The organism is Streptomyces sp. SLBN-118 (assembly GCF_006715635.1).
GTDB lineage: Bacteria > Actinomycetota > Actinomycetes > Streptomycetales > Streptomycetaceae > Streptomyces.
In genome coordinates this window covers 3,845,348-3,864,049 of record NZ_VFNP01000001.1, presented here as the reverse complement: position 1 = coordinate 3,864,049, position 18,702 = coordinate 3,845,348, and the positions used below count along the sequence as shown (strand labels likewise).

16 protein-coding genes and 2 tRNA genes are annotated in these 18,702 nt (G+C 67.8%); 13 read left to right on the top strand and 5 right to left on the bottom strand.

Annotated elements, in window-relative coordinates:
• Window position 1: 1 nt before the first annotated feature.
• The 3 genes from yidD to rpmH are packed head-to-tail and all read right to left on the bottom strand — an operon-like array spanning window position 2 to window position 885.
• Entirely contained in the window at window positions 2-361 is a 360-nt protein-coding gene (gene yidD / locus FBY35_RS17705; RefSeq protein WP_142214720.1) for a membrane protein insertion efficiency factor YidD, read from the bottom strand.
• Entirely contained in the window at window positions 358-729 is a 372-nt protein-coding gene (gene rnpA, locus FBY35_RS17700) for a ribonuclease P protein component (protein ID WP_142214719.1), read from the bottom strand. The genes yidD and rnpA overlap by 4 nt, the downstream gene beginning before the upstream one ends.
• An 18-nt stretch (window positions 730-747) precedes the next feature.
• Window positions 748-885 carry a 50S ribosomal protein L34 gene (rpmH, locus tag FBY35_RS17695; protein WP_006381191.1) on the bottom strand — a complete coding sequence of 46 codons (138 nt, stop codon included), beginning with the start codon at window positions 883-885 and terminating at the stop codon, window positions 748-750.
• A gap of 360 nt (window positions 886-1,245) precedes the next feature.
• Between rpmH and dnaA the strand changes: the two genes are divergently transcribed.
• From dnaA to FBY35_RS17635, 11 genes are all read left to right on the top strand, one after another.
• Window positions 1,246-3,042 carry a chromosomal replication initiator protein DnaA gene (dnaA, locus tag FBY35_RS17690; RefSeq protein WP_142214718.1) on the top strand — a complete coding sequence of 599 codons (1,797 nt, stop codon included), beginning with the start codon at window positions 1,246-1,248 and terminating at the stop codon, window positions 3,040-3,042.
• Between the two features lie 864 nt (window positions 3,043-3,906).
• Window positions 3,907-5,037 carry a DNA polymerase III subunit beta gene (gene dnaN / locus FBY35_RS17680; protein ID WP_142214717.1) on the top strand — a complete coding sequence of 377 codons (1,131 nt, stop codon included), beginning with the start codon at window positions 3,907-3,909 and terminating at the stop codon, window positions 5,035-5,037.
• A gap of 134 nt (window positions 5,038-5,171) precedes the next feature.
• Window positions 5,172-6,050: a phosphogluconate dehydrogenase (NAD(+)-dependent, decarboxylating) gene (gene gnd, locus FBY35_RS17675; protein ID WP_142214716.1), complete on the top strand. Its 879-nt coding sequence runs from the start codon at window positions 5,172-5,174 to the stop codon at window positions 6,048-6,050.
• Window positions 6,051-6,079: 29 nt separating this feature from the next.
• Window positions 6,080-7,243, top strand: coding sequence for a DNA replication/repair protein RecF (recF, locus tag FBY35_RS17670; RefSeq protein ID WP_142214715.1), 1,164 nt, complete (start codon window positions 6,080-6,082; stop codon window positions 7,241-7,243).
• Window positions 7,240-7,791 (top strand): DUF721 domain-containing protein, encoded by a 552-nt coding sequence (locus FBY35_RS17665; protein WP_142214714.1) that lies wholly within the window; start codon window positions 7,240-7,242, stop codon window positions 7,789-7,791. The genes recF and FBY35_RS17665 overlap by 4 nt, the downstream gene beginning before the upstream one ends.
• A 496-nt stretch (window positions 7,792-8,287) precedes the next feature.
• Window positions 8,288-10,354, top strand: a complete 2,067-nt coding sequence (gene gyrB, locus FBY35_RS17660; protein WP_142214713.1) for a DNA topoisomerase (ATP-hydrolyzing) subunit B — start codon at window positions 8,288-8,290, stop codon at window positions 10,352-10,354.
• A 41-nt stretch (window positions 10,355-10,395) separates the two neighbouring features.
• Window positions 10,396-12,978 carry a DNA gyrase subunit A gene (gene gyrA, locus FBY35_RS17655; RefSeq protein ID WP_142214712.1) on the top strand — a complete coding sequence of 861 codons (2,583 nt, stop codon included), beginning with the start codon at window positions 10,396-10,398 and terminating at the stop codon, window positions 12,976-12,978.
• An 87-nt stretch (window positions 12,979-13,065) separates the two neighbouring features.
• Window positions 13,066-13,611: a DUF3566 domain-containing protein gene (locus tag FBY35_RS17650; protein ID WP_142215127.1), complete on the top strand. Its 546-nt coding sequence runs from the start codon at window positions 13,066-13,068 to the stop codon at window positions 13,609-13,611.
• 69 nt (window positions 13,612-13,680) lie between these two features.
• Window positions 13,681-13,757 (top strand) — tRNA-Ile (locus tag FBY35_RS17645).
• 176 nt (window positions 13,758-13,933) lie between these two features.
• Complete coding sequence (locus FBY35_RS36630) at window positions 13,934-14,068, top strand: DLW-39 family protein (RefSeq protein ID WP_003958712.1); 135 nt, start codon at window positions 13,934-13,936, stop codon at window positions 14,066-14,068.
• Window positions 14,069-14,393: 325 nt separating this feature from the next.
• A complete protein-coding gene (locus FBY35_RS17635; RefSeq protein WP_260848644.1) occupies window positions 14,394-15,863 on the top strand; it encodes a hypothetical protein in 1,470 nt (489 codons plus the stop codon).
• A gap of 18 nt (window positions 15,864-15,881) precedes the next feature.
• On the opposite strand, the gene FBY35_RS17630 is transcribed toward FBY35_RS17635, so the two are convergent.
• Complete coding sequence (locus FBY35_RS17630) at window positions 15,882-17,225, bottom strand: serine/threonine-protein kinase (protein WP_142214711.1); 1,344 nt, start codon at window positions 17,223-17,225, stop codon at window positions 15,882-15,884.
• Between the two features lie 54 nt (window positions 17,226-17,279).
• Window positions 17,280-17,828, bottom strand: a complete 549-nt coding sequence (locus tag FBY35_RS17625) for a DNA-binding protein (protein ID WP_142214710.1) — start codon at window positions 17,826-17,828, stop codon at window positions 17,280-17,282.
• Between the two features lie 182 nt (window positions 17,829-18,010).
• Here FBY35_RS17625 and FBY35_RS17620 point away from each other — a divergent pair.
• Window positions 18,011-18,083 (top strand) — tRNA-Ala (locus tag FBY35_RS17620).
• A 214-nt stretch (window positions 18,084-18,297) separates the two neighbouring features.
• Entirely contained in the window at window positions 18,298-18,681 is a 384-nt protein-coding gene (locus FBY35_RS17615) for a DUF6344 domain-containing protein (protein WP_186356959.1), read from the top strand.
• Window positions 18,682-18,702: the final 21 nt, after the last annotated feature.

Here is an 18,702-nt window from a genome sequence, read left to right as displayed (position 1 = left end):
ATCAGGCTCCTTGAGCATTGGGCGAGGTCTCTGCTGCCGGACTCGGGGGTTCGGGGGTCAACCCCCGGGTAGGCACATCGGCGGCGGAGTGCCCGCCCTTGCTGCCACGCAAGGCATCACGCAGCATTTCGTGCCACCGCGGACGCTTGCGCGGCGGCACATGATCCACGCCACCCGGCGACCATGGATTGCATCGCAGGATGCGCCAGGCGGTCAGTACTGTGCCCTTGACCGCGCCGTGGCGGTCGATTGCCGTGTATCCGTAGTGGGAGCACGACGGGTAGTACCGGCAGACGGGGCCCAGCAGCGGGCTGATTGTCCACTGGTACAGCTTGATCAGAGCCAGCAGCGGGTACTTCATCGCGCGCCCCCTCCCAGCAGCCGCTGGAGGGCGGCATCCAGGTCTCGGGCCAGCTGTTCATAGGAGGCGTCGCCCGCGCCGGGCAGCGCCCGTACGACCACCAGGCTACCGGGGGGCAGCTCGGTGAGTCGTTCACGTATCAGGTGACGCAGTCTCCGCTTGACCCTGTTGCGGACGACTGCGCCGCCGACGGCCTTGCTTACGACGAAACCCGCACACGTCGGGGGAGCGCTCTCCCCAGGCGCGTGCGGGTCCGTTGCACCGCTGTGTAGATGGACGACAAGGAGCGGGCGACCGGCCCTGCGTCCTCGGCGTACCGCGGTCGCGAAGTCCTCGCGCCGCCTCAGCCGATTCTCGGTAGGCAGCACGTCATGACCTGTAAGTGATCAGGCGGACAGGCTGGCGCGACCCTTGCCACGGCGGTTCGCGAGAATCGCGCGGCCGGCACGGGTACGCATCCGCAGGCGGAAGCCGTGGGTCTTCGCGCGACGACGGTTGTTCGGCTGGAAGGTGCGCTTGCTCACTCGGGGGCTCCAGAATTGATTCGTAAATGGCGGGACATCGCCTGGCTGTCACCGTGCGCCCACGAGTAGCTCGCGTTTACGCCCGAGTGCACCGCTTCACGATCACAGACCGTGATCTTTGCCCATCGGAGGCAGGCGGCAGCAGCCATCGACAACTCGACCTGGTTACGGTACGCGCGGCTACGCCATCCGGTCAAACCAGGATGATGGCGTGCTCCACTGTGCACAGGCTGTGGACAGCAACTTGAACCGCGCGGGTCGCCCTGACTACCGTGGCTGAACTCGAATTCCTTTCCTGCCTGTCTTCCCATCCCGTCCCGAGAACCACACATTCGTGGGACCTGCGAGAGAGCGTGCCTTGTGGCTGACGTACCTGCCGATCTTGCCGCAGTGTGGCCACGAGTGCTGGAACAGCTCCTTGCAGAGGGCCAGCAGGGCATCGAGCCCAAGGACAAACAGTGGATCGAGCGCTGCCAGCCACTCGCACTGGTGGCCGACACAGCGCTTCTCGCCGTCCCCAATGAATGGGGCAAGCGCGTGCTCGAGGGCCGGCTGGCTCCGCTGATCAGCGAGACGCTCAGCCGTGAGTGCGGCCGCCCGATCCGGATCGCCATCACGGTGGACGACTCCGTGGGCGAGCCCCCGGCATCACAGCAGCCCCCGGCCCAGCAGGCTCCCCGCTACCAGGGCCCGCAGCACGAGGATCCTCGCGACTCCCGGCAGAACGACCCCTACGACAGCTACGGGCACCGGCCCGGCGACGACGGACTGCCGGACGTCCGCCCCGCCTACCCCGAGTACCAGCAGCGACAGCAGCAGCGCCCGGAACCCGGCGCCTGGCCCCGTACGCAGGAAGATCTCTCCTGGCAGCAGCCGCGGCTCGGCGGCTTCCAGGACCGCGATCCGTCCGCGGAGCAATGGCGCGAGCCGTACGCCACCGCCCGGCCGCGCCGGCCCCAGCACGACTACCGGCAGCCGCAGTCGCCCGAGCGCCAGCCGTACGAGCAGCAGCGCCCGGAGCGGCACGAGCTGCCCGACCACCAGACGCCGCACCGCGGCACTCCCACGGGCGCTCCCGGACCGCTGGGCGCGCAGCCGTCGCCGGCGCCCGGCCCGGGTGAGCCGCATGCCCGGCTGAACCCGAAGTACCTCTTCGACACCTTCGTCATCGGCGCGTCCAACAGGTTCGCGCACGCCGCGGCGGTCGCGGTCGCCGAGGCGCCCGCCAAGGCGTACAACCCCCTGTTCATCTATGGGGAGTCGGGACTCGGCAAGACGCACCTGCTGCATGCCATCGGGCACTACGCGCGCAGCCTCTACCCGGGGACGCGCGTGCGGTATGTGAGTTCCGAGGAGTTCACCAACGAGTTCATCAACTCGATCCGTGACGGCAAGGGCGACACGTTCCGCAAGCGCTACCGCGACGTGGACATCCTGCTGGTCGACGACATCCAGTTCCTGGCGAGCAAGGAGTCGACGCAGGAGGAGTTCTTCCACACCTTCAACACGCTCCACAACGCCAACAAGCAGATCGTGCTCTCCTCGGACCGGCCGCCCAAGCAGCTGATGACGCTGGAGGACCGGTTGAGGAACCGTTTCGAGTGGGGCCTGACCACCGATGTGCAGCCCCCGGAGCTGGAGACGCGCATCGCGATTCTGCGCAAGAAGGCGGTGCAGGAGCAGCTCAACGCCCCGCCGGAGGTGCTGGAGTTCATCGCGTCCCGTATCTCGCGCAACATCCGCGAACTGGAGGGTGCGCTGATCCGGGTGACGGCGTTCGCGTCGCTCAACCGGCAGCCGGTGGATCTCGGGCTCACCGAGATCGTGCTGAAGGACCTGATCCCCGGTGGCGAGGACTCGGCCCCCGAGATCACCGCGAGCGCCATCATGGCGGCGACCGCCGACTACTTCGGTCTGACGGTGGAGGATCTCTGCGGATCCTCGCGCAGCCGGGTGCTGGTCACCGCCCGCCAGATCGCGATGTACCTCTGCCGCGAGCTGACTGATCTCTCGCTGCCGAAGATCGGCGCGCAGTTCGGCGGCCGCGACCATACGACGGTGATGCACGCCGATCGCAAGATCCGCGCGCTGATGGCCGAGCGGCGGTCCATCTACAACCAGGTCACCGAGCTCACCAACCGCATCAAGAACGGCTGACGCAAGGGGTCGGCTCACCGGCACAAGAGGCTTTCGAGGGCGCTCCGGGGACGAGGTTCCGGGGCGCCCTTCGGCGTTCGGCACCTGGTTGCCCACCTGTCCTGCGGGTGTCCGGTGTTCGAATACCCGGCGACGGGAGGGTGTTCTCCACAGATCTGGGGACGATCTTCCGTCCACAGCCTGGGGACTGGAGAGTTGTCCAGACTGCGTCCACAGGGGCTGCTGCCTAGATTTCATCACGCCAGGTCAGGTGGCTGTGGATTTGTGGCCAACCGTGCTCCACAGTCTGTGGACGCAGGATTCGTCCACAAGGCGTGATCGGCATTGTCCACCGGCGGCCCACAGGCAGAGCCGCGTTGCCCACAGGTTTTCGTGGCTTCTCCACATCTCTGTCCACTGTTCGGCAACGAAAAGCTCGAGCTCACCGTGTCGAGTGAAAGGCGTCACACCAACGTGGTCGGTTGACCTGTGGGGAACGTGGGTAAAGCTGGGGACAGCACTGGGGAGAACTCCCCCTCGTCTGTGCATCGCATGTGCAGAACTTTCGGGCGTCCACAGAAGCACCGGGTTGTCCACCGGTGCCACCCACAGGCCCGGTGGACAAAAAAGAGGGTCTGACCTGCACGGACGACGTTATCCACGGTTTCCACAGGGCCTACTACTACTCCCACTTAGAGTTACCGGGGAATTCGCTTCGAAGAGGGTCCTGTGCACAACTCGAGCCCGGAGCCCCCGACACCTCTTGCCACGACTTGACCCCGACCCGCACCGACTGTCGGTGCCGTACGTCAGACTGGTCCCCGGCGACACAGCCGACGACGAAGGCCAGCAAGGGCGAGCGAGCAACAGCAGGAGGCGGTTCCGGTGAAGATCCGGGTGGAGCGCGATGTACTCGCGGAGGCGGTGGCCTGGGTGGCCCGCAGCCTCCCGGCCCGTCCGCCGGCGCCCGTACTCGCGGGCCTTCTTCTGAAGGCGGAGGACGGCGCCCTCAGCTTCTCGAGCTTCGACTACGAGGTCTCGGCGCGCGTTTCCGTGGAGGCGGAGGTGGACGAGGACGGCACGGTGCTCGTCTCCGGTCGGCTCCTCGCCGACATCTGTCGCGCTCTCCCCAACCGCCCCGTGGAGATTTCCACAGACGGTGTACGGGCGACCGTGGTCTGCGGCTCCTCGCGCTTCACACTCCACACCCTGCCCGTGGAGGAGTACCCGGCGCTGCCGCAGATGCCGACCGCGACCGGCACTGTGCCCGGTGAGGTCTTCGCCTCCGCCGCGGCACAGGTCGCCATCGCCGCCGGCCGTGACGACACACTCCCCGTCCTCACCGGTGTACGGATCGAGATCGAGGGCGACACCGTCACGCTGGCCTCGACCGACCGCTACCGCTTCGCGGTCCGTGAGTTCCTGTGGAAGCCCGAGAACCCGGAAGCATCTGCAGTGGCGCTGGTGCCCGCCAAGACGCTGCTGGACACCGCCAAGGCTCTGACCAGCGGTGACACGGTCACGCTCGCTCTCTCCGGCTCGGGTGCCGGAGAGGGGCTCATCGGTTTCGAGGGCGCCGGACGCAGGACCACGACACGTCTGCTCGAAGGCGATCTGCCGAAGTACCGGACGCTGTTCCCCACCGAGTTCAATTCCGTCGCCGTCATCGAGACCGCGCCCTTCGTCGAGGCCGTGAAGCGTGTCGCGCTGGTCGCCGAGCGGAACACTCCGGTCCGGCTCAGCTTCGAGCAGGGCGTGCTGATCCTGGAGGCCGGTTCCAGCGACGATGCACAGGCTGTGGAGCGCGTCGACGCGAACCTGGAGGGCGACGACATCTCGATCGCCTTCAACCCGACTTTCCTGCTCGACGGCCTGAGCGCCATCGACTCGCCGGTCGCCCAGCTGTCGTTCACGACCTCCACCAAGCCGGCGCTGCTGAGCGGCAAGCCCGCCATGGACGCCGAGGCCGACGAGGCGTACAAGTACCTGATCATGCCCGTGCGGCTGTCCGGCTGAGACGACGAAGACGGCCGAATGGCTGATCCTGACGGGCCCGCTCACCCTGAGCAGGCCCGTCAAGCCGTCCGTACCGGCCGGGCGTAGGCTCGGAGCCGGGTACGAATCGGCATACAACGCGTAAGGAATCTGTGATGGAGCTCGGTCTCGTCGGCCTTGGCAAGATGGGCGGCAACATGCGCGAGCGCATCCGCCGCGCAGGCCACACCGTCCTCGGCTACGACCGCAACCCGGACCTCGCCGATGTCCACAGCCTCGGCGAGCTTGTTGGGAAGCTCAAGGGCCCGCGCCTGGTGTGGGTGATGGTCCCCGCCGGAGCCGCGACCCAGTCCACGATCGACGAGCTGGCCGAGCTGCTGGAGCCGGGCGATGTGGTTGTCGACGGCGGCAACTCCCGCTGGACGGACGACGAGAAGCACGCGGTCGAGCTGGGCATCAAGGGCATCGGCTTTGTCGACTGCGGTGTCTCCGGCGGTGTCTGGGGCCTCGAGAACGGCTACGCGCTGATGTACGGCGGCCATGCCGAGCACGTCGCCAAGGTTCAGCCGATCTTCGACGCGCTCAAGCCCGAGGGCGAGTTCGGCTCCGTCCACGCGGGCAAGGTCGGCGCCGGCCACTTCGCGAAGATGGTCCACAACGGCATCGAGTACGCCATGATGCAGGCTTACGCCGAGGGCTGGGAGCTCCTGGAGAAGGTTCACTCGGTCACCGACGTACGCGAGGTCTTCCGCTCCTGGCAGGAGGGCACGGTCATCCGTTCCTGGCTGCTGGACCTGGCGGTCAACGCGCTGGACGACGACGAGCACCTGGAGAAGCTGCGCGGTTATGCACAGGACTCCGGCGAGGGCCGGTGGACTGTGGAAGCCGCGATCGACCACGCGGTGCCGCTGCCCGCGATCACCGCGTCGCTGTTCGCGCGCTTCGCGTCCCGGCAGGACGACTCCCCGCAGATGAAGATGATCGCGGCGCTGCGTAACCAGTTCGGCGGCCACGCGGTCGAGAACACGAAGTAGTCACAGCCGGGGGAGGTCGGCGTACATCCATGCACGTCACGCATTTGTCGCTGGCCGACTTCCGCTCGTACGCCCGGGTCGAGGTCCCTCTCGACCCGGGTGTCACCGCCTTTGTTGGGGCGAACGGGCAGGGGAAGACCAATCTCGTCGAGGCGGTGGGATATCTCGCGACGCTGGCGAGCCACCGGGTCTCATCCGATGCGCCGCTGGTGCGGATGGGCGCTGACCGTGCGGTGATCCGGGCGGCTGTCACCCAGGGCGAGCGTTCCCAGCTGATCGAGCTCGAGCTCAATCCGGGGAAGGCCAACAGGGCCCGTATCAACAGGTCCTCGCAGGTCAGACCGCGTGATGTGCTGGGGATAGTACGGACGGTGCTGTTCGCGCCGGAGGATCTTGCGCTGGTGAAGGGCGATCCCGGCGAGCGTCGGCGGTTTCTGGACGAACTGATCACGGCGCGCTCGCCGCGGATGGCGGGGGTGCGCTCCGACTACGAGCGGGTGCTCAAGCAGCGCAATACCTTGCTGAAGTCCGCGGCCATGGCGCGGCGGCACGGTGGGCGTGGGATGGACCTGTCGACGCTGGACGTGTGGGACCAGCATCTGGCGCGTGCCGGGGCGGAGTTGCTGGCGAGGCGGATCGATCTGATCGCGGCGCTGCAGCCGCTGGCGGACAAGGCGTACGAGCAACTGGCCCCGGGAGGCGGGCCGGTTGCGCTGGAGTACCGTTCCTCCTCCGGCGCCGCGGCCGGTGCTGGAGCCGGTACCGATGATGTGGGCGATGGCTCGGTGCATGGCCGGGACGCCCTGTGCGAGCAGCTGATGGGCGCGCTGTCCGAGGTGCGCAAGCAGGAGATCGAGCGGGGCGTGACGCTGGTCGGGCCCCACCGCGACGACCTGGTGCTCAAGCTGGGGCAGATGCCGGCCAAGGGGTACGCCAGCCACGGCGAGTCCTGGTCGTACGCGCTCGCGCTGCGGCTGGCCTCGTACGACCTGCTGAGGGCCGAGGGCAACGAGCCGGTGCTGGTCCTCGACGACGTCTTCGCCGAGCTGGACGCGCGGCGCCGCGAGCGGCTGGCGGAACTGGTCGCTCCGGGCGAGCAGGTGCTGGTGACGGCGGCAGTGGACGACGATGTGCCGGCGGTACTGGCCGGGGCACGGTGCCTGGTGGCGGACGGGACGGTGGAGCGCATATGAGCGAGGAGCCGAAGGATCCGGCCGGGCCGTCGGCGGTGCCCGAGTCCTCGGGCGTCGACCTGGCCCGGGTCGCGTTGCGCGCCGCGAAGGAACAGGCAAAGGCGCGCGGCGCTGCGGCACAGCAGAAGAAGCAGGCCAGGCGGGGTGGCGGGCTGCGATCGGGCGCGCGGGCGGACGGGCGCGATCCGCTGCCGCTGGGTGCGGCGATCAACCGACTGATCACCGAGCGCGGCTGGGAGACACCGGCCGCGGTGGGCGGTGTGATGGGCCGCTGGCCGCAGATCGTGGGCGCGGACCTGGCGAACCACTGTGTGCCGCTGCGCTACGACGAGGATCCGGACCAGCGGGTGCTGACCGTGCAGTGCGACTCAACGGCGTGGGCGACGCAGCTGAGGCTGCTGGCGCCGCGGCTGGTGGCGCGGCTGAACGAGGACCTGGGGCACGGGACGGTACGGCTGATCAAGGTTCTGGGGCCGGGCGGGCCGCCGAGGACGTACGGGTCGTTGCGGGCGCCGGGGAGTGTGGGGCCGGGCGACACATACGGGTGAGCGGGGCCTTCCACGGCTTCTCCCCCGGCCCCGCCAAGGGCGAGCGGGCGTTCGCTCAAGGCTGATTTGTTCCCCCGGCCGCTTCCCGACTCCCCGGGGGTGCTGCCCCGCCGTCCCCAGTCGGCAGCTTCGCGCCGTGACCCCCGACACAGAGCGCGCCCGGCCGGACCGGCCCGCGGTCCGTGAACAGCTCACCCTGGCTTCCCGTGCAGCGCGGCCCATCCCGTAACACCCCAATCCCCCCGATGCGCGTGAGGTGTCCCTCACCGTAGCCAGTGGTTGACAGCCCGAAGCGCTCAATGCCCGTGTGAGCCTCCTGGAGCCCCTTCCCGGATATGGGGAGTCGGACCGACACGGTTCAGGGCGGCACATGAGGACTCAGCTACCGGCAAACCCCCACTCGGGTCGGCGGTACCGGTAGACTGACGAATAATCCCGCCCACCCGCGGAACATGTCGAACGACGCAGCCGCTCCCGCTTGCCCGGAGAACGGCTTGTGCTGTGCCAGAAAGGGCGCTTCGTGGCCGATTCCGGCAACCCCAACGAGAACATTCCGTCCACTCCTGCCGGTGGGAACGGCGAGGTAACCGCCTCGTACGACGCCAGCGCGATCACCGTCCTCGAGGGTCTGGACGCAGTCCGCAAGCGGCCCGGCATGTACATCGGTTCGACCGGTGAGCGGGGCCTGCACCACCTCGTCCAGGAGGTCGTCGACAACTCCGTCGACGAGGCCATGGCCGGGCACGCGGACACCATCGACGTCACGATCCTCGCCGACGGCGGCGTACGTGTCATCGACAACGGCCGCGGCATCCCCGTGGGCATCGTCCCGTCCGAGAACAAGCCGGCCGTCGAGGTAGTGCTCACCGTCCTGCACGCGGGCGGCAAGTTCGGCGGCGGCGGCTACGCCGTCTCCGGCGGTCTGCACGGCGTCGGCGTCTCGGTCGTCAATGCCCTGTCGTCGAAGGTCTCCGTCGAGGTCAAGACCGACGGCTACCGCTGGACGCAGGACTACAAGCTCGGTGTCCCGACCGCGCCCCTCGCTCAGAACGAGGCCACGGACGAGACCGGCACCACGGTGACGTTCTGGGCTGATCCGGACATTTTCGAGACGACCGAGTACTCCTTCGAGACGCTCTCCCGCCGTTTCCAGGAAATGGCCTTCCTCAACAAGGGCCTCACCCTGACGCTGACGGACGAGCGCGAGTCGGCGAAGGCCACCGTAGGTGCCGACGCCCCCGAGGAGCCGGACGAGGAGACGCCCGCGCGCGCGGTGAAGTACTACTACGAAGGCGGCATCGTCGACTTCGTCAAGTACCTCAACTCCCGCAAGGGCGAGCTCATCCACCCGACCGTCATCGACATCGAGGCCGAGGACAAGGAGCGCCTGCTCTCGGCCGAGATCGCGATGCAGTGGAACTCCCAGTACACCGAGGGCGTGTACTCCTTCGCGAACACCATCCACACCCACGAGGGCGGTACCCACGAAGAGGGCTTCAGGGCCGCTCTGACGGGCCTGGTCAACCGGTACGCGCGCGACAAGAAGCTGCTGCGCGAGAAGGACGACAACCTCTCCGGCGAGGACATCCGCGAGGGTCTGACCGCGATCATCTCGGTCAAGCTGGGCGAGCCGCAGTTCGAGGGCCAGACCAAGACCAAGCTGGGCAACACGGAGGCGAAGACCTTCGTGCAGAAGGTCGTGCACGAGCACCTCACCGACTGGTTCGACCGCAACCCCAACGAGGCGGCGGACATCATCCGCAAGTCCATCCAGGCGCAGACGGCACGCGTCGCGGCCCGCAAGGCCCGTGACCTGACCCGTCGCAAGGGCCTGCTGGAGTCGGCTTCCCTGCCGGGCAAGCTCAGCGACTGCCAGTCGAACGACCCCACCAAGTGCGAGATCTTCATCGTCGAGGGTGACTCCGCCGGCGGCTCGGCGAAGTCCGGCCGTAACCCGATGTACCAGGCGATCCTGCCGATCCGAGGCAAGATCCTGAACGTCGAGAAGGCGCGGATCGACAAGATCCTTCAGAACACCGAGGTCCAGGCGCTGATCTCGGCCTTCGGTACCGGGGTCCACGAGGACTTCGACATCGAGAAGCTCCGCTATCACAAGATCATCCTGATGGCGGACGCCGACGTCGACGGTCAGCACATCAACACCCTGCTGCTGACCTTCCTGTTCCGCTTCATGCGGCCACTGGTCGAGGCCGGGCACGTGTACCTCTCACGCCCGCCGCTCTACAAGATCAAGTGGGGCCGCGACGACTTCGAGTACGCGTACTCCGACCGCGAGCGCGACGCCCTGGTCGAGCTGGGCAAGCAGAACGGCAAGCGGATCAAGGAAGACTCGATCCAGCGCTTCAAGGGTCTCGGCGAGATGAACGCCGAGGAGTTGCGCATCACCACTATGGATCTGGACCACCGCGTTCTCGGCCAGGTCACGCTGGACGACGCCGCGCAGGCCGACGACCTGTTCTCGGTGCTGATGGGTGAGGACGTGGAGGCACGGCGCTCGTTCATCCAGCGCAATGCCAAGGACGTCCGCTTCCTCGACATCTGAGTCGGTCTCAGCTGACCGCACGAAAGGACTGAAGACCAGCAATGGCCGACGAGAACACTCCCGCCACGACCGAAGAAGAAGAGCCGGTACTGCGGATCGAGCCCGTCGGGCTCGAGACCGAGATGCAGCGCTCGTATCTCGACTACGCGATGTCCGTCATCGTCTCGCGTGCGCTGCCCGACGTACGGGACGGTCTCAAGCCCGTCCACCGGCGTGTGCTCTACGCGATGTACGACGGCGGCTACCGGCCCGAGAAGGGCTTCTACAAGTGCGCCCGCGTCGTCGGTGACGTCATGGGTACGTACCACCCGCACGGCGACTCCTCGATCTACGACGCGCTCGTCCGCCTCGCCCAGCCGTGGTCGATGCGCATGCCGCTCGTGGACTCCAACGGCAACTTCGGTTCCCCGGGCAACGACCCGGCCGCCGCCATGCGGTACACCGAGTGCAAGCTGATGCCGCAGTCGATGGAGATGCTCCGGGACATCGACGAGGAGACCGTCGACTTCCAGGACAACTACGACGGCCGTAACCAGGAGCCGACGGTTCTGCCGGCGCGGTTCCCGAACCTGCTGGTCAACGGCTCGGCGGGGATCGCTGTCGGTATGGCCACCAACATCCCGCCGCACAATCTGCGCGAGGTCGCGGCCGGCGCGCAGTGGGCGCTGGAGCACCCCGACGCCACCCACGAGGAGCTGCTCGACGCGCTCATCGAGCGGATCAAGGGCCCGGACTTCCCGTCCGGCGCTCTGGTCGTGGGCCGCAAGGGCATCGAGGAGGCGTACCGTACCGGTCGCGGCTCCATCACGATGCGCGCGGTCGTCGAGGTCGAGGAGATCCAGAACCGCCAGTGCCTGGTAGTCACGGAGCTTCCGTACCAGACCAACCCGGACAACCTCGCGCAGAAGATCGCCGACCTGGTCAAGGACGGCAAGATCGGCGGCATCGCCGACGTTCGCGACGAGACCTCGTCCCGTACCGGCCAGCGACTGGTCATCGTGCTCAAGCGCGACGCCGTGGCCAAGGTCGTGCTGAACAACCTCTACAAGCACACCGACCTGCAGACGAACTTCGGCGCGAACATGCTGGCGCTGGTCGACGGCGTGCCGCGTACGCTCTCGCTCGACGCCTTCATCCGCCACTGGGTGCACCACCAGATCGAGGTCATCGTCCGGCGTACGAAGTTCCGCCTGCGCAAGGCGGAGGAGCGGGCGCACATCCTGCGCGGTCTGCTCAAGGCGCTGGACGCGATCGACGAGGTCATCGCGCTGATCCGGCGCAGTGACACGGTCGAGATCGCGCGCGAGGGCCTGATGGGCCTGCTGGAGATCGACGAGATCCAGGCCAACGCCATCCTCGAGATGCAGCTGCGCCGACTGGCCGCCCTGGAGCGCCAGAAGATCGTCGCCGAGCACGACGAGCTGCAGGCCAAGATCAATGAGTACAACGCGATCCTGGCCTCGCCCGAGAAGCAGCGCCGGATCGTCAGCGAGGAACTGAACGTCATCGTCGAGAAGTTCGGTGACGACCGGCGCTCCAAGCTGGTGCCCTTCGACGGTGACATGTCCATCGAGGACCTGATCGCCGAGGAGGACATCGTCGTCACCATCACGCGTGGCGGCTATGTGAAGCGTACGAAGACGGACGACTACCGCTCTCAGAAGCGCGGCGGCAAGGGCGTACGCGGTACGAAGCTGAAGGAAGACGACATCGTCGACCACTTCTTCGTCTCCACGACGCACCACTGGCTGCTGTTCTTCACCAACAAGGGCCGGGTCTACCGCGCCAAGGCCTACGAGCTGCCGGACGCGGGCAGGGACGCGCGCGGTCAGCACGTCGCCAACCTGCTGGCCTTCCAGCCGGACGAGCAGATCGCCGAGATCCTGGCGATCCGCGACTACAACGCCGCGCCCTACCTGGTGCTCGCCACCAAGGGCGGTCTGGTGAAGAAGACGCCGCTCAAGGACTATGACTCACCACGGTCGGGCGGTGTCATCGCGATCAATCTCCGCGAGACGGAGGACGGCAGCGACGACGAGCTGATCGGCGCCGAGCTGGTCTCGGCGGATGACGATCTGCTGCTGATCAGCAAGAAGGCGCAGTCGATCCGGTTCACCGCGACCGACGACGCGCTGCGTCCCATGGGGCGTGCCACATCGGGCGTGAAGGGCATGAGTTTCCGAGAGGGAGACGAGCTCCTCTCGATGAATGTGGTGCGGCCCGGTACGTTCGTGTTCACTGCTACCGATGGTGGGTACGCGAAGCGGACCGCCGTCGACGAGTACCGCGTCCAGGGTCGTGGCGGCCTCGGTATCAAGGCCGCCAAGATTGTGGAAGACCGTGGTTCACTCGTGGGCGCGCTGGTGGTCGAGGAGACGGATGAGATCCTCGCCATCACGCTGGGCGGCGGTGTGATTCGTACGCGAGTCAACGAAGTCAGGGAGACAGGCCGTGACACCATGGGCGTCCAACTGATCAACCTGGGCAAGCGCGATGCCGTGGTAGGTATCGCTCGTAATGCCGAGGCCGGTCGCGAGGCCGAAGAGGTCGAAGGGACCGAATTGGCCGGCGCCGAGGCGGTAGTCGAGGGCAGTGAGCCCTCGGCAGGGGAGCACGAGGAGTAAAGCGTGAGTGGAGCCACGGGCGCCGGATCGGCCGCATCCGGAGCGAACGGTGCCCGTGGCCCTGCCGCGGACTCCCAGGGGGTTACGGTGACGGACACCCGGGGGCCCAAGCCCCCCTATGAGACGTATGGCGGCGAGCAGCCCGCCCAGCAGCAGCCGGCGCAGCCGTATCACCCGCCGCAGGCGTATCCCTCGCCCCCGGGCGCGCCGCAGCCGGGCGCCGCCGTACGTCGGCCGCGCACCGGGGCCCGTACGACGCCGCGGACGCGCAAGGCGCGGCTGCGGGTGGCCAAGGCCGATCCCTGGTCGGTGATGAAGGTCAGCTTCCTGCTCTCCATCGCGCTGGGCATCTGCACGGTGATCGCGTCTGCGGTGCTGTGGATGGTCATGGACGCCATGGGAGTCTTCTCCACCGTCGGCGGGACGATCAGCGAGGCAACCGGCTCGAACGAGAGCAATGGTTTCGACCTTCAGTCGTTCCTGTCGCTGCCGCGGGTGCTCATTTTCACCTCGGTCATCGCGGTGATCGATGTGGTGCTGGCCACAGCGCTGGCCACCCTCGGGGCCTTTATCTACAACCTCTCCGCCGGTTTCGTGGGCGGCGTCGAGCTCACGCTCGCCGAGGACGAGTGAGACAGGACAACCGATTTTGGGACTGGCCCCGACGTGCGCTAATCTTCATGAGTCAGCGCGCAGCGCGGCGGGGCTATAGCTCAGTTGGTTAGAGCGCATCCCTGATAAGGATGAGGCCACAGGTTCAAATCCTGTTAGCCCCACCAGCTTGATTCGGCCCGGACGGAGTTTCTCCGTCCGGGCCGATCGCTTTGTCCGGGGCCGGAGTTGGGGCGCGCGAAGGTCGTACGCAGGTCCTACGCAGGTCACCGATCGGTATCGGTCGGTGTGTATAGTCGGGCGCCAGAAGTCCTCATACGTCAAGGAAAGACGAGGTCGCGCGGTGAAGAAGCTTCTCCTGGTCGCACTGGCCGCCATCGGCGGGCTCCTCGTGTACCGCCAGATCCAGGCGGATCGCGCCGAGCAGGATCTGTGGACGGAGGCGACCGACTCCGTGCCCGCAGGTTCGGGTGTGTGAGACGCAGCAGTCTTGTAACCACTGAGCCCCGGCCGCTGAAGCGGCCGGGGCTCAGTGCTGTCCGCCCTCTCGTGCAGGCCGCACGGTGCCGTTGCTCAACCGTGATTCCTGGCCTTGAGTTCACTTAAGCAAATCAATAGATTGCAAGAGCAAACGTCATGGAGGCGCGGGTGAGGGGGACAAGCAGGGTGATTCGGCCGCCCGCGAAGACAGCAAAGCGGCTGCCGGGGCAGGATGGTCCGGCACCGCGACCGTCGCGGCGTCCGGCTGCGCGGTCGACCGTGGGAATGGTGCTCGTACTCGTACGGCGGACAAGGAGAAGCGCGTGAAGAGGCAGCGCGGCACGGGCCGGGTGACGCTGGCGGCCATGGCGGCCATGGCGGCGATGTGCGCGGTGGCGGCGCTGCCCGGGCAGTCATGGGCGGCCGGCGAGCCCAATCCGTACGCCTTCGACAGCGAGGCCAAGACCGTCACGGGCGCCGCGGTCAACACCGACGGGCCGCCCCTGAATGCCGGATCGACGTACAAGGACACGATCAAGCCCGGTGAGAAGCGCTATTACCGGGTCGATCTCGATGCCAAGACCAATGCGTACATCTCGGCCGTGGCCGTACCCAAGCTGGCGACCAAGGTGTCGTACGCGGACAAGCTCTCGGTGAGCATCGAGGACCGCTCGGCGTCCAAGTGCGGTGACGAGGACGCCCAGTTCGGATCGGCCTCCTATGCCAGGCCGGTCGCCGCGTACGCGGCCCGGACGATCGAGAAGGACAGCAGCAGCAGCTGCCGGGACGCGGGCGCGTACTACGTGCTTCTGAAACGGTCGAGCGAGGCCACCTCGTCGCACGAGCCGTGGGATGTGGAGATCCGTTTCGCCTCCGAGCCCGGTCTGAAGTCCCAAGGCCCCACCGCGCCGCCCGAGAACTGGCCGTCCGCGTCTCCCGCGGCGCCCGGAGGCGGCACCGGGAAGCGGCACGGCGGCACGAGCTTCACCGACGCCACGAGCTTGAAGCAAGGCGAGTGGCAGGACGAGATCACTCCTGGCGAGACGCTCTTCTACCGGGTGCCGGTGGACTGGGGACAGCAGCTGTTCGCCAGCGCCGACCTCGGCACGAGCGCGGCGCCCGACAGCGCCAAGAGCGTCAGCAATGCGCTGGTGCTGTCCCTGCACAACCCGGCCCGTGGATACGTCGACGCGGAATCGGGCGTGTACTACGACGGCAAGCAGAAGTCGATGGCACTCGATCCGCTGCCGCCGGTGGCGTACGAGAACCGGTACGACTCCACGAATTCGACGAGTGCCATGCGGTTCGCCGGCTGGTACTACCTCTCGGCCACACTCAACCCGGAGGTCGGCAAGGAGTACGGCAACAAGCCCGTCCCGCTGACGCTGCGCGTCAACGTCGAGGGCGAGGCGAATGGCGCCCCGGCGTACAACGGGCCCGCGGGCGACTTCCAGGTCACCAAGGACGACCAGGAAGCCGCGGACAGCGGGAAGAGCGCTCCGGAGGCGGCGAAGAGCGACACCATGCAGCTGGTCGCCGCCGCCGGGATTGGCGCGGGGACCGTGCTGGTGCTGGGGCTCGGCGTGTGGACCCTGCTGGCGCGGCGGCGGACGGCGGGGGCGCCGGCGCAGGGACCTGCTCCGGCGGCGCCGGTGGCTCCCGTCACGGATGCTGCCGCTCAGTTCCCCGCGCAGGGGCCGACGGCGGGGCAGGTGCCCGGTGGGCACGGTCAGGTTCCGGGGCAGGCACCGAGCCGGCCGCCCGGGCAGTACGGCCCGCCGCCCACCTGGTAGTTCAGGGCACCGCGGGGGTCAAGCCTGGGTCAGCGCCCAGATGCCCACCGCGAAGCAGAGCAGCGCGACAAGCAGCACCGGGACCGCGACCTTCGGGGGCGGTCCCGGTCGTTTGCGGTCAACCGCCGGAATCGGCGCGTGTGCGTGCGCGTGCGGAACCTGCGGGCTCTGCGCGGTGTAAGCGCGAGTAAGAGCTTGGTCGTACTGCATCGGGGCGGTCGGAGCGGTCTGGGATTGCGCGGGCTGCCCGGGCGCGGGGGCGTACAGAGGGGAACCGCTCTGCGCCGGTACAGGCGTGGGAGTCGGCGTCGGCGTCGGCTCCGAGGCCCCCGGCATCGGCGGCGGGGTCGATGGATGGGCCGTGTAGGGGAGTTGGACGGACGGCTGCTGAGGTGGCGGGGCCAGATGGAAGCTGCCCGTCTGCGACGGAGGGAGCGGCTGCTGTACGTGAGCCTGCTCGGCCTGGGCAGCCGGAGCGGGACCCGTTGGGCCGCCCGGGCCGAATCCGGCGGGGAGCGGGCCGATCTGGTCGAAGATCTCGACGGGCTCTTCGTCGGCGCCGGGCTCCGGGAGCATCTCGACAGCCGCAGTGAGCGCCTTGCGCGCGCCCGTGGCCGTGCGGAACCGCACGTGCGGATCGGGCTGGAGCAGGCCGGCGAGCACCTGCCACAGCGATTCGGGGATGCCCTGAGGGGCACCAGGAGTGCCGATGTTGGCGAAGTGCTCGATCAGCGCCCTGGAGTCGGGCTTCTTGCCCTCGAGCAGATAGAGCGCGACGAGACCGACCGCGAAGAGATCGGCAGTGAAGTCCGGCTCCGCGCCCATCATCTGCTCGGGCGCGAAGTAACCGGGCGTACCCACCACATAGTTGGTCTCGGTGAGCCGCGGCTCGCCCTTGCGCATCGAGATACCGAAGTCGGACAGCCGCAGGTGCGGCCGTCCGGTCCCGGTGGCCTCCATCAGGATGTTCGCCGGCTTGATGTCGCGGTGCACGACCCCCTCTGCGTGCACCGCGGCCAGACCGGACAGCAGCTGATCGAGCAGCGTGCACACAAAACGGGGCGGCAGCGGGCCGTAGTCCCCGATGACGTGTGCCAGCGACCCGCCGCTCACCAGGTCCATGGTGAACAGCACCTTGTCGTCGTCCGCGGCCCAGCTGGCCGGGGCGAGGACATGGGGATGATCGATCCGCAGGGCCTGCTCGCGGACGAAGCGCAGCAGCGTGTGCGCGTCGCTCTGCTGCAGCACCTTGGCCGCCACATAGCGACGGCGCCGTTGGTCCCAGGCTCGCCAGACCGCACCGACACCGCCGCGACCGATCGGGTCGATCAGTTCGTACCGCCCAGCGAAGACCTCACCCATGGCGCTGCGCCTGCTCCCCGTTCCCTTGTGAGGCCGCTGCCTCGGTCAGATGCGTCAGCTCTGATGCGACTCGTAGTGGGCGACAGCCTCGGCCGTGCGACCGGCGCCGTACACCCGCAGGAACTCTGCCAGCTCGGGGTGGCTCGGGGCGAGCGAGTCCGCCGCATCGATGATGTCGCCCGCCGCGGCCACCGAACGAAGCAGCGACTGGATCTCGCGTACGACCCGGCGAACTGTCGGCGCTCCGGAGCTGCTTGTGCTCTGGCTGGTGCCGGTCAGTACGGAGCCGCCCTGCGACTTCTTGATCTCTTCCATCCGGTCCGTGGCCTCGACCGCGCTGACACTGCCGTCGGCGACCTGGCTCGCCAGGTCCTGGAGTGCCTGCACCCGCTGGACCACGGCGGGGTTGCCGATCTTGGCGCGCTGGCCGCTCATCAGCTGGGAGAGCATCGGCGCCGACAGCCCGAGCACCGCAGCAAGGCGGGCCTGGTTCAGGCCCAGATCATCGATGAGCCGACGAAAGAGCGCCCCCAGCGGCTCTCCGTACCAGCTGCGCTGCAGCTCTCTGGCTCTTGCGGTTGTTTCCTGCTGCACGGCGTCCATTTGCGTCTCCCCATCGCTTCCCCAGAGCGGGCTTCGCTGCCGCGAACCCCGACGAGCATCTTACGGAGAGTGGTCGCCCATCGGGAGTCCCAATCCTTTTGCAGGATTCATGGGGTTACCCGGTACTCTGGTCTGCGGCGGTGGCCGAGGCGGGTTTCTGCTCGGCCGTACCCACCCCTCCCGGGGCCTTAGCTCAGTTGGTAGAGCGCTGTCTTTGCATGGCAGATGTCAGGGGTTCGACTCCCCTAGGCTCCACAGACGAGGGCGCTCCGATCTGTCGAGAACAGATCGGAGCGCCCTTTCTTGCTGTCCAGTACTGCCTCGCCGCCCTGCCCGCACCGTGGAATGGGCCGTCCGGGTGGTGTTCATCGGAAGAACTGCGCAGTGGCGGCGTCGCTCCCGCACTTCCCGAGATGCGTACACATCATGAGAAAGGTATGTAGATCGCTCAACCCGAAAGCGAGGGGTCATGGCCGCCCTGAAGGTCAGGAATCTGTGGACCGCGTTCATCACCGCGTTCTTTGCGCTGCTTGCCTCGGTGGGGCTCACCACCGCCACGCGCCGGCCGGCCGTGCGGACGCCGGAGGTGCCGGTCGTGCCGGTCGTCCCGAAGCAGCATCGTCGGCAGGCTGTCCGGCCGACCGTGCCTTCGCCCAGTACGCCATGGAGCAGAGCCGCACGTGACAGATCGCTGCCGCCCACGATCAAGCAGCGCATCCGCGCCGAGGCCCATGGATCGTCGCCGGCCACCCGTCACCTGCCCGCGGCCGACGCCGACAGTGCCGATCTCGCGGACATTGCGCCGGGTCCTGCCGCCGACCGCGTGACCGATACGGCGTCCGCCTCGGCATGAGGCGCCGGGACGCTCAGCTCT

What these genes read in the sequence shown, in the direction of transcription:
- yidD (WP_142214720.1), bottom strand. Translation starts at nt 361, where the DNA reads ATGAAGTACCCGCTGCTGGCTCTGATCAAGCTGTACCAGTGGACAATC.
- recF (WP_142214715.1), top strand. Translation starts at nt 6,080, where the DNA reads ATGCACGTCACGCATTTGTCGCTGGCCGACTTCCGCTCGTACGCCCGG.
- gnd (WP_142214716.1), top strand. Translation starts at nt 5,172, where the DNA reads ATGGAGCTCGGTCTCGTCGGCCTTGGCAAGATGGGCGGCAACATGCGC.
- FBY35_RS17615 (WP_186356959.1), top strand. Translation starts at nt 18,298, where the DNA reads ATGGCCGCCCTGAAGGTCAGGAATCTGTGGACCGCGTTCATCACCGCG.
- gyrA (WP_142214712.1), top strand. Translation starts at nt 10,396, where the DNA reads ATGGCCGACGAGAACACTCCCGCCACGACCGAAGAAGAAGAGCCGGTA.
- FBY35_RS17665 (WP_142214714.1), top strand. Translation starts at nt 7,240, where the DNA reads ATGAGCGAGGAGCCGAAGGATCCGGCCGGGCCGTCGGCGGTGCCCGAG.
- FBY35_RS17625 (WP_142214710.1), bottom strand. Translation starts at nt 17,828, where the DNA reads ATGGACGCCGTGCAGCAGGAAACAACCGCAAGAGCCAGAGAGCTGCAG.
- FBY35_RS17630 (WP_142214711.1), bottom strand. Translation starts at nt 17,225, where the DNA reads ATGGGTGAGGTCTTCGCTGGGCGGTACGAACTGATCGACCCGATCGGT.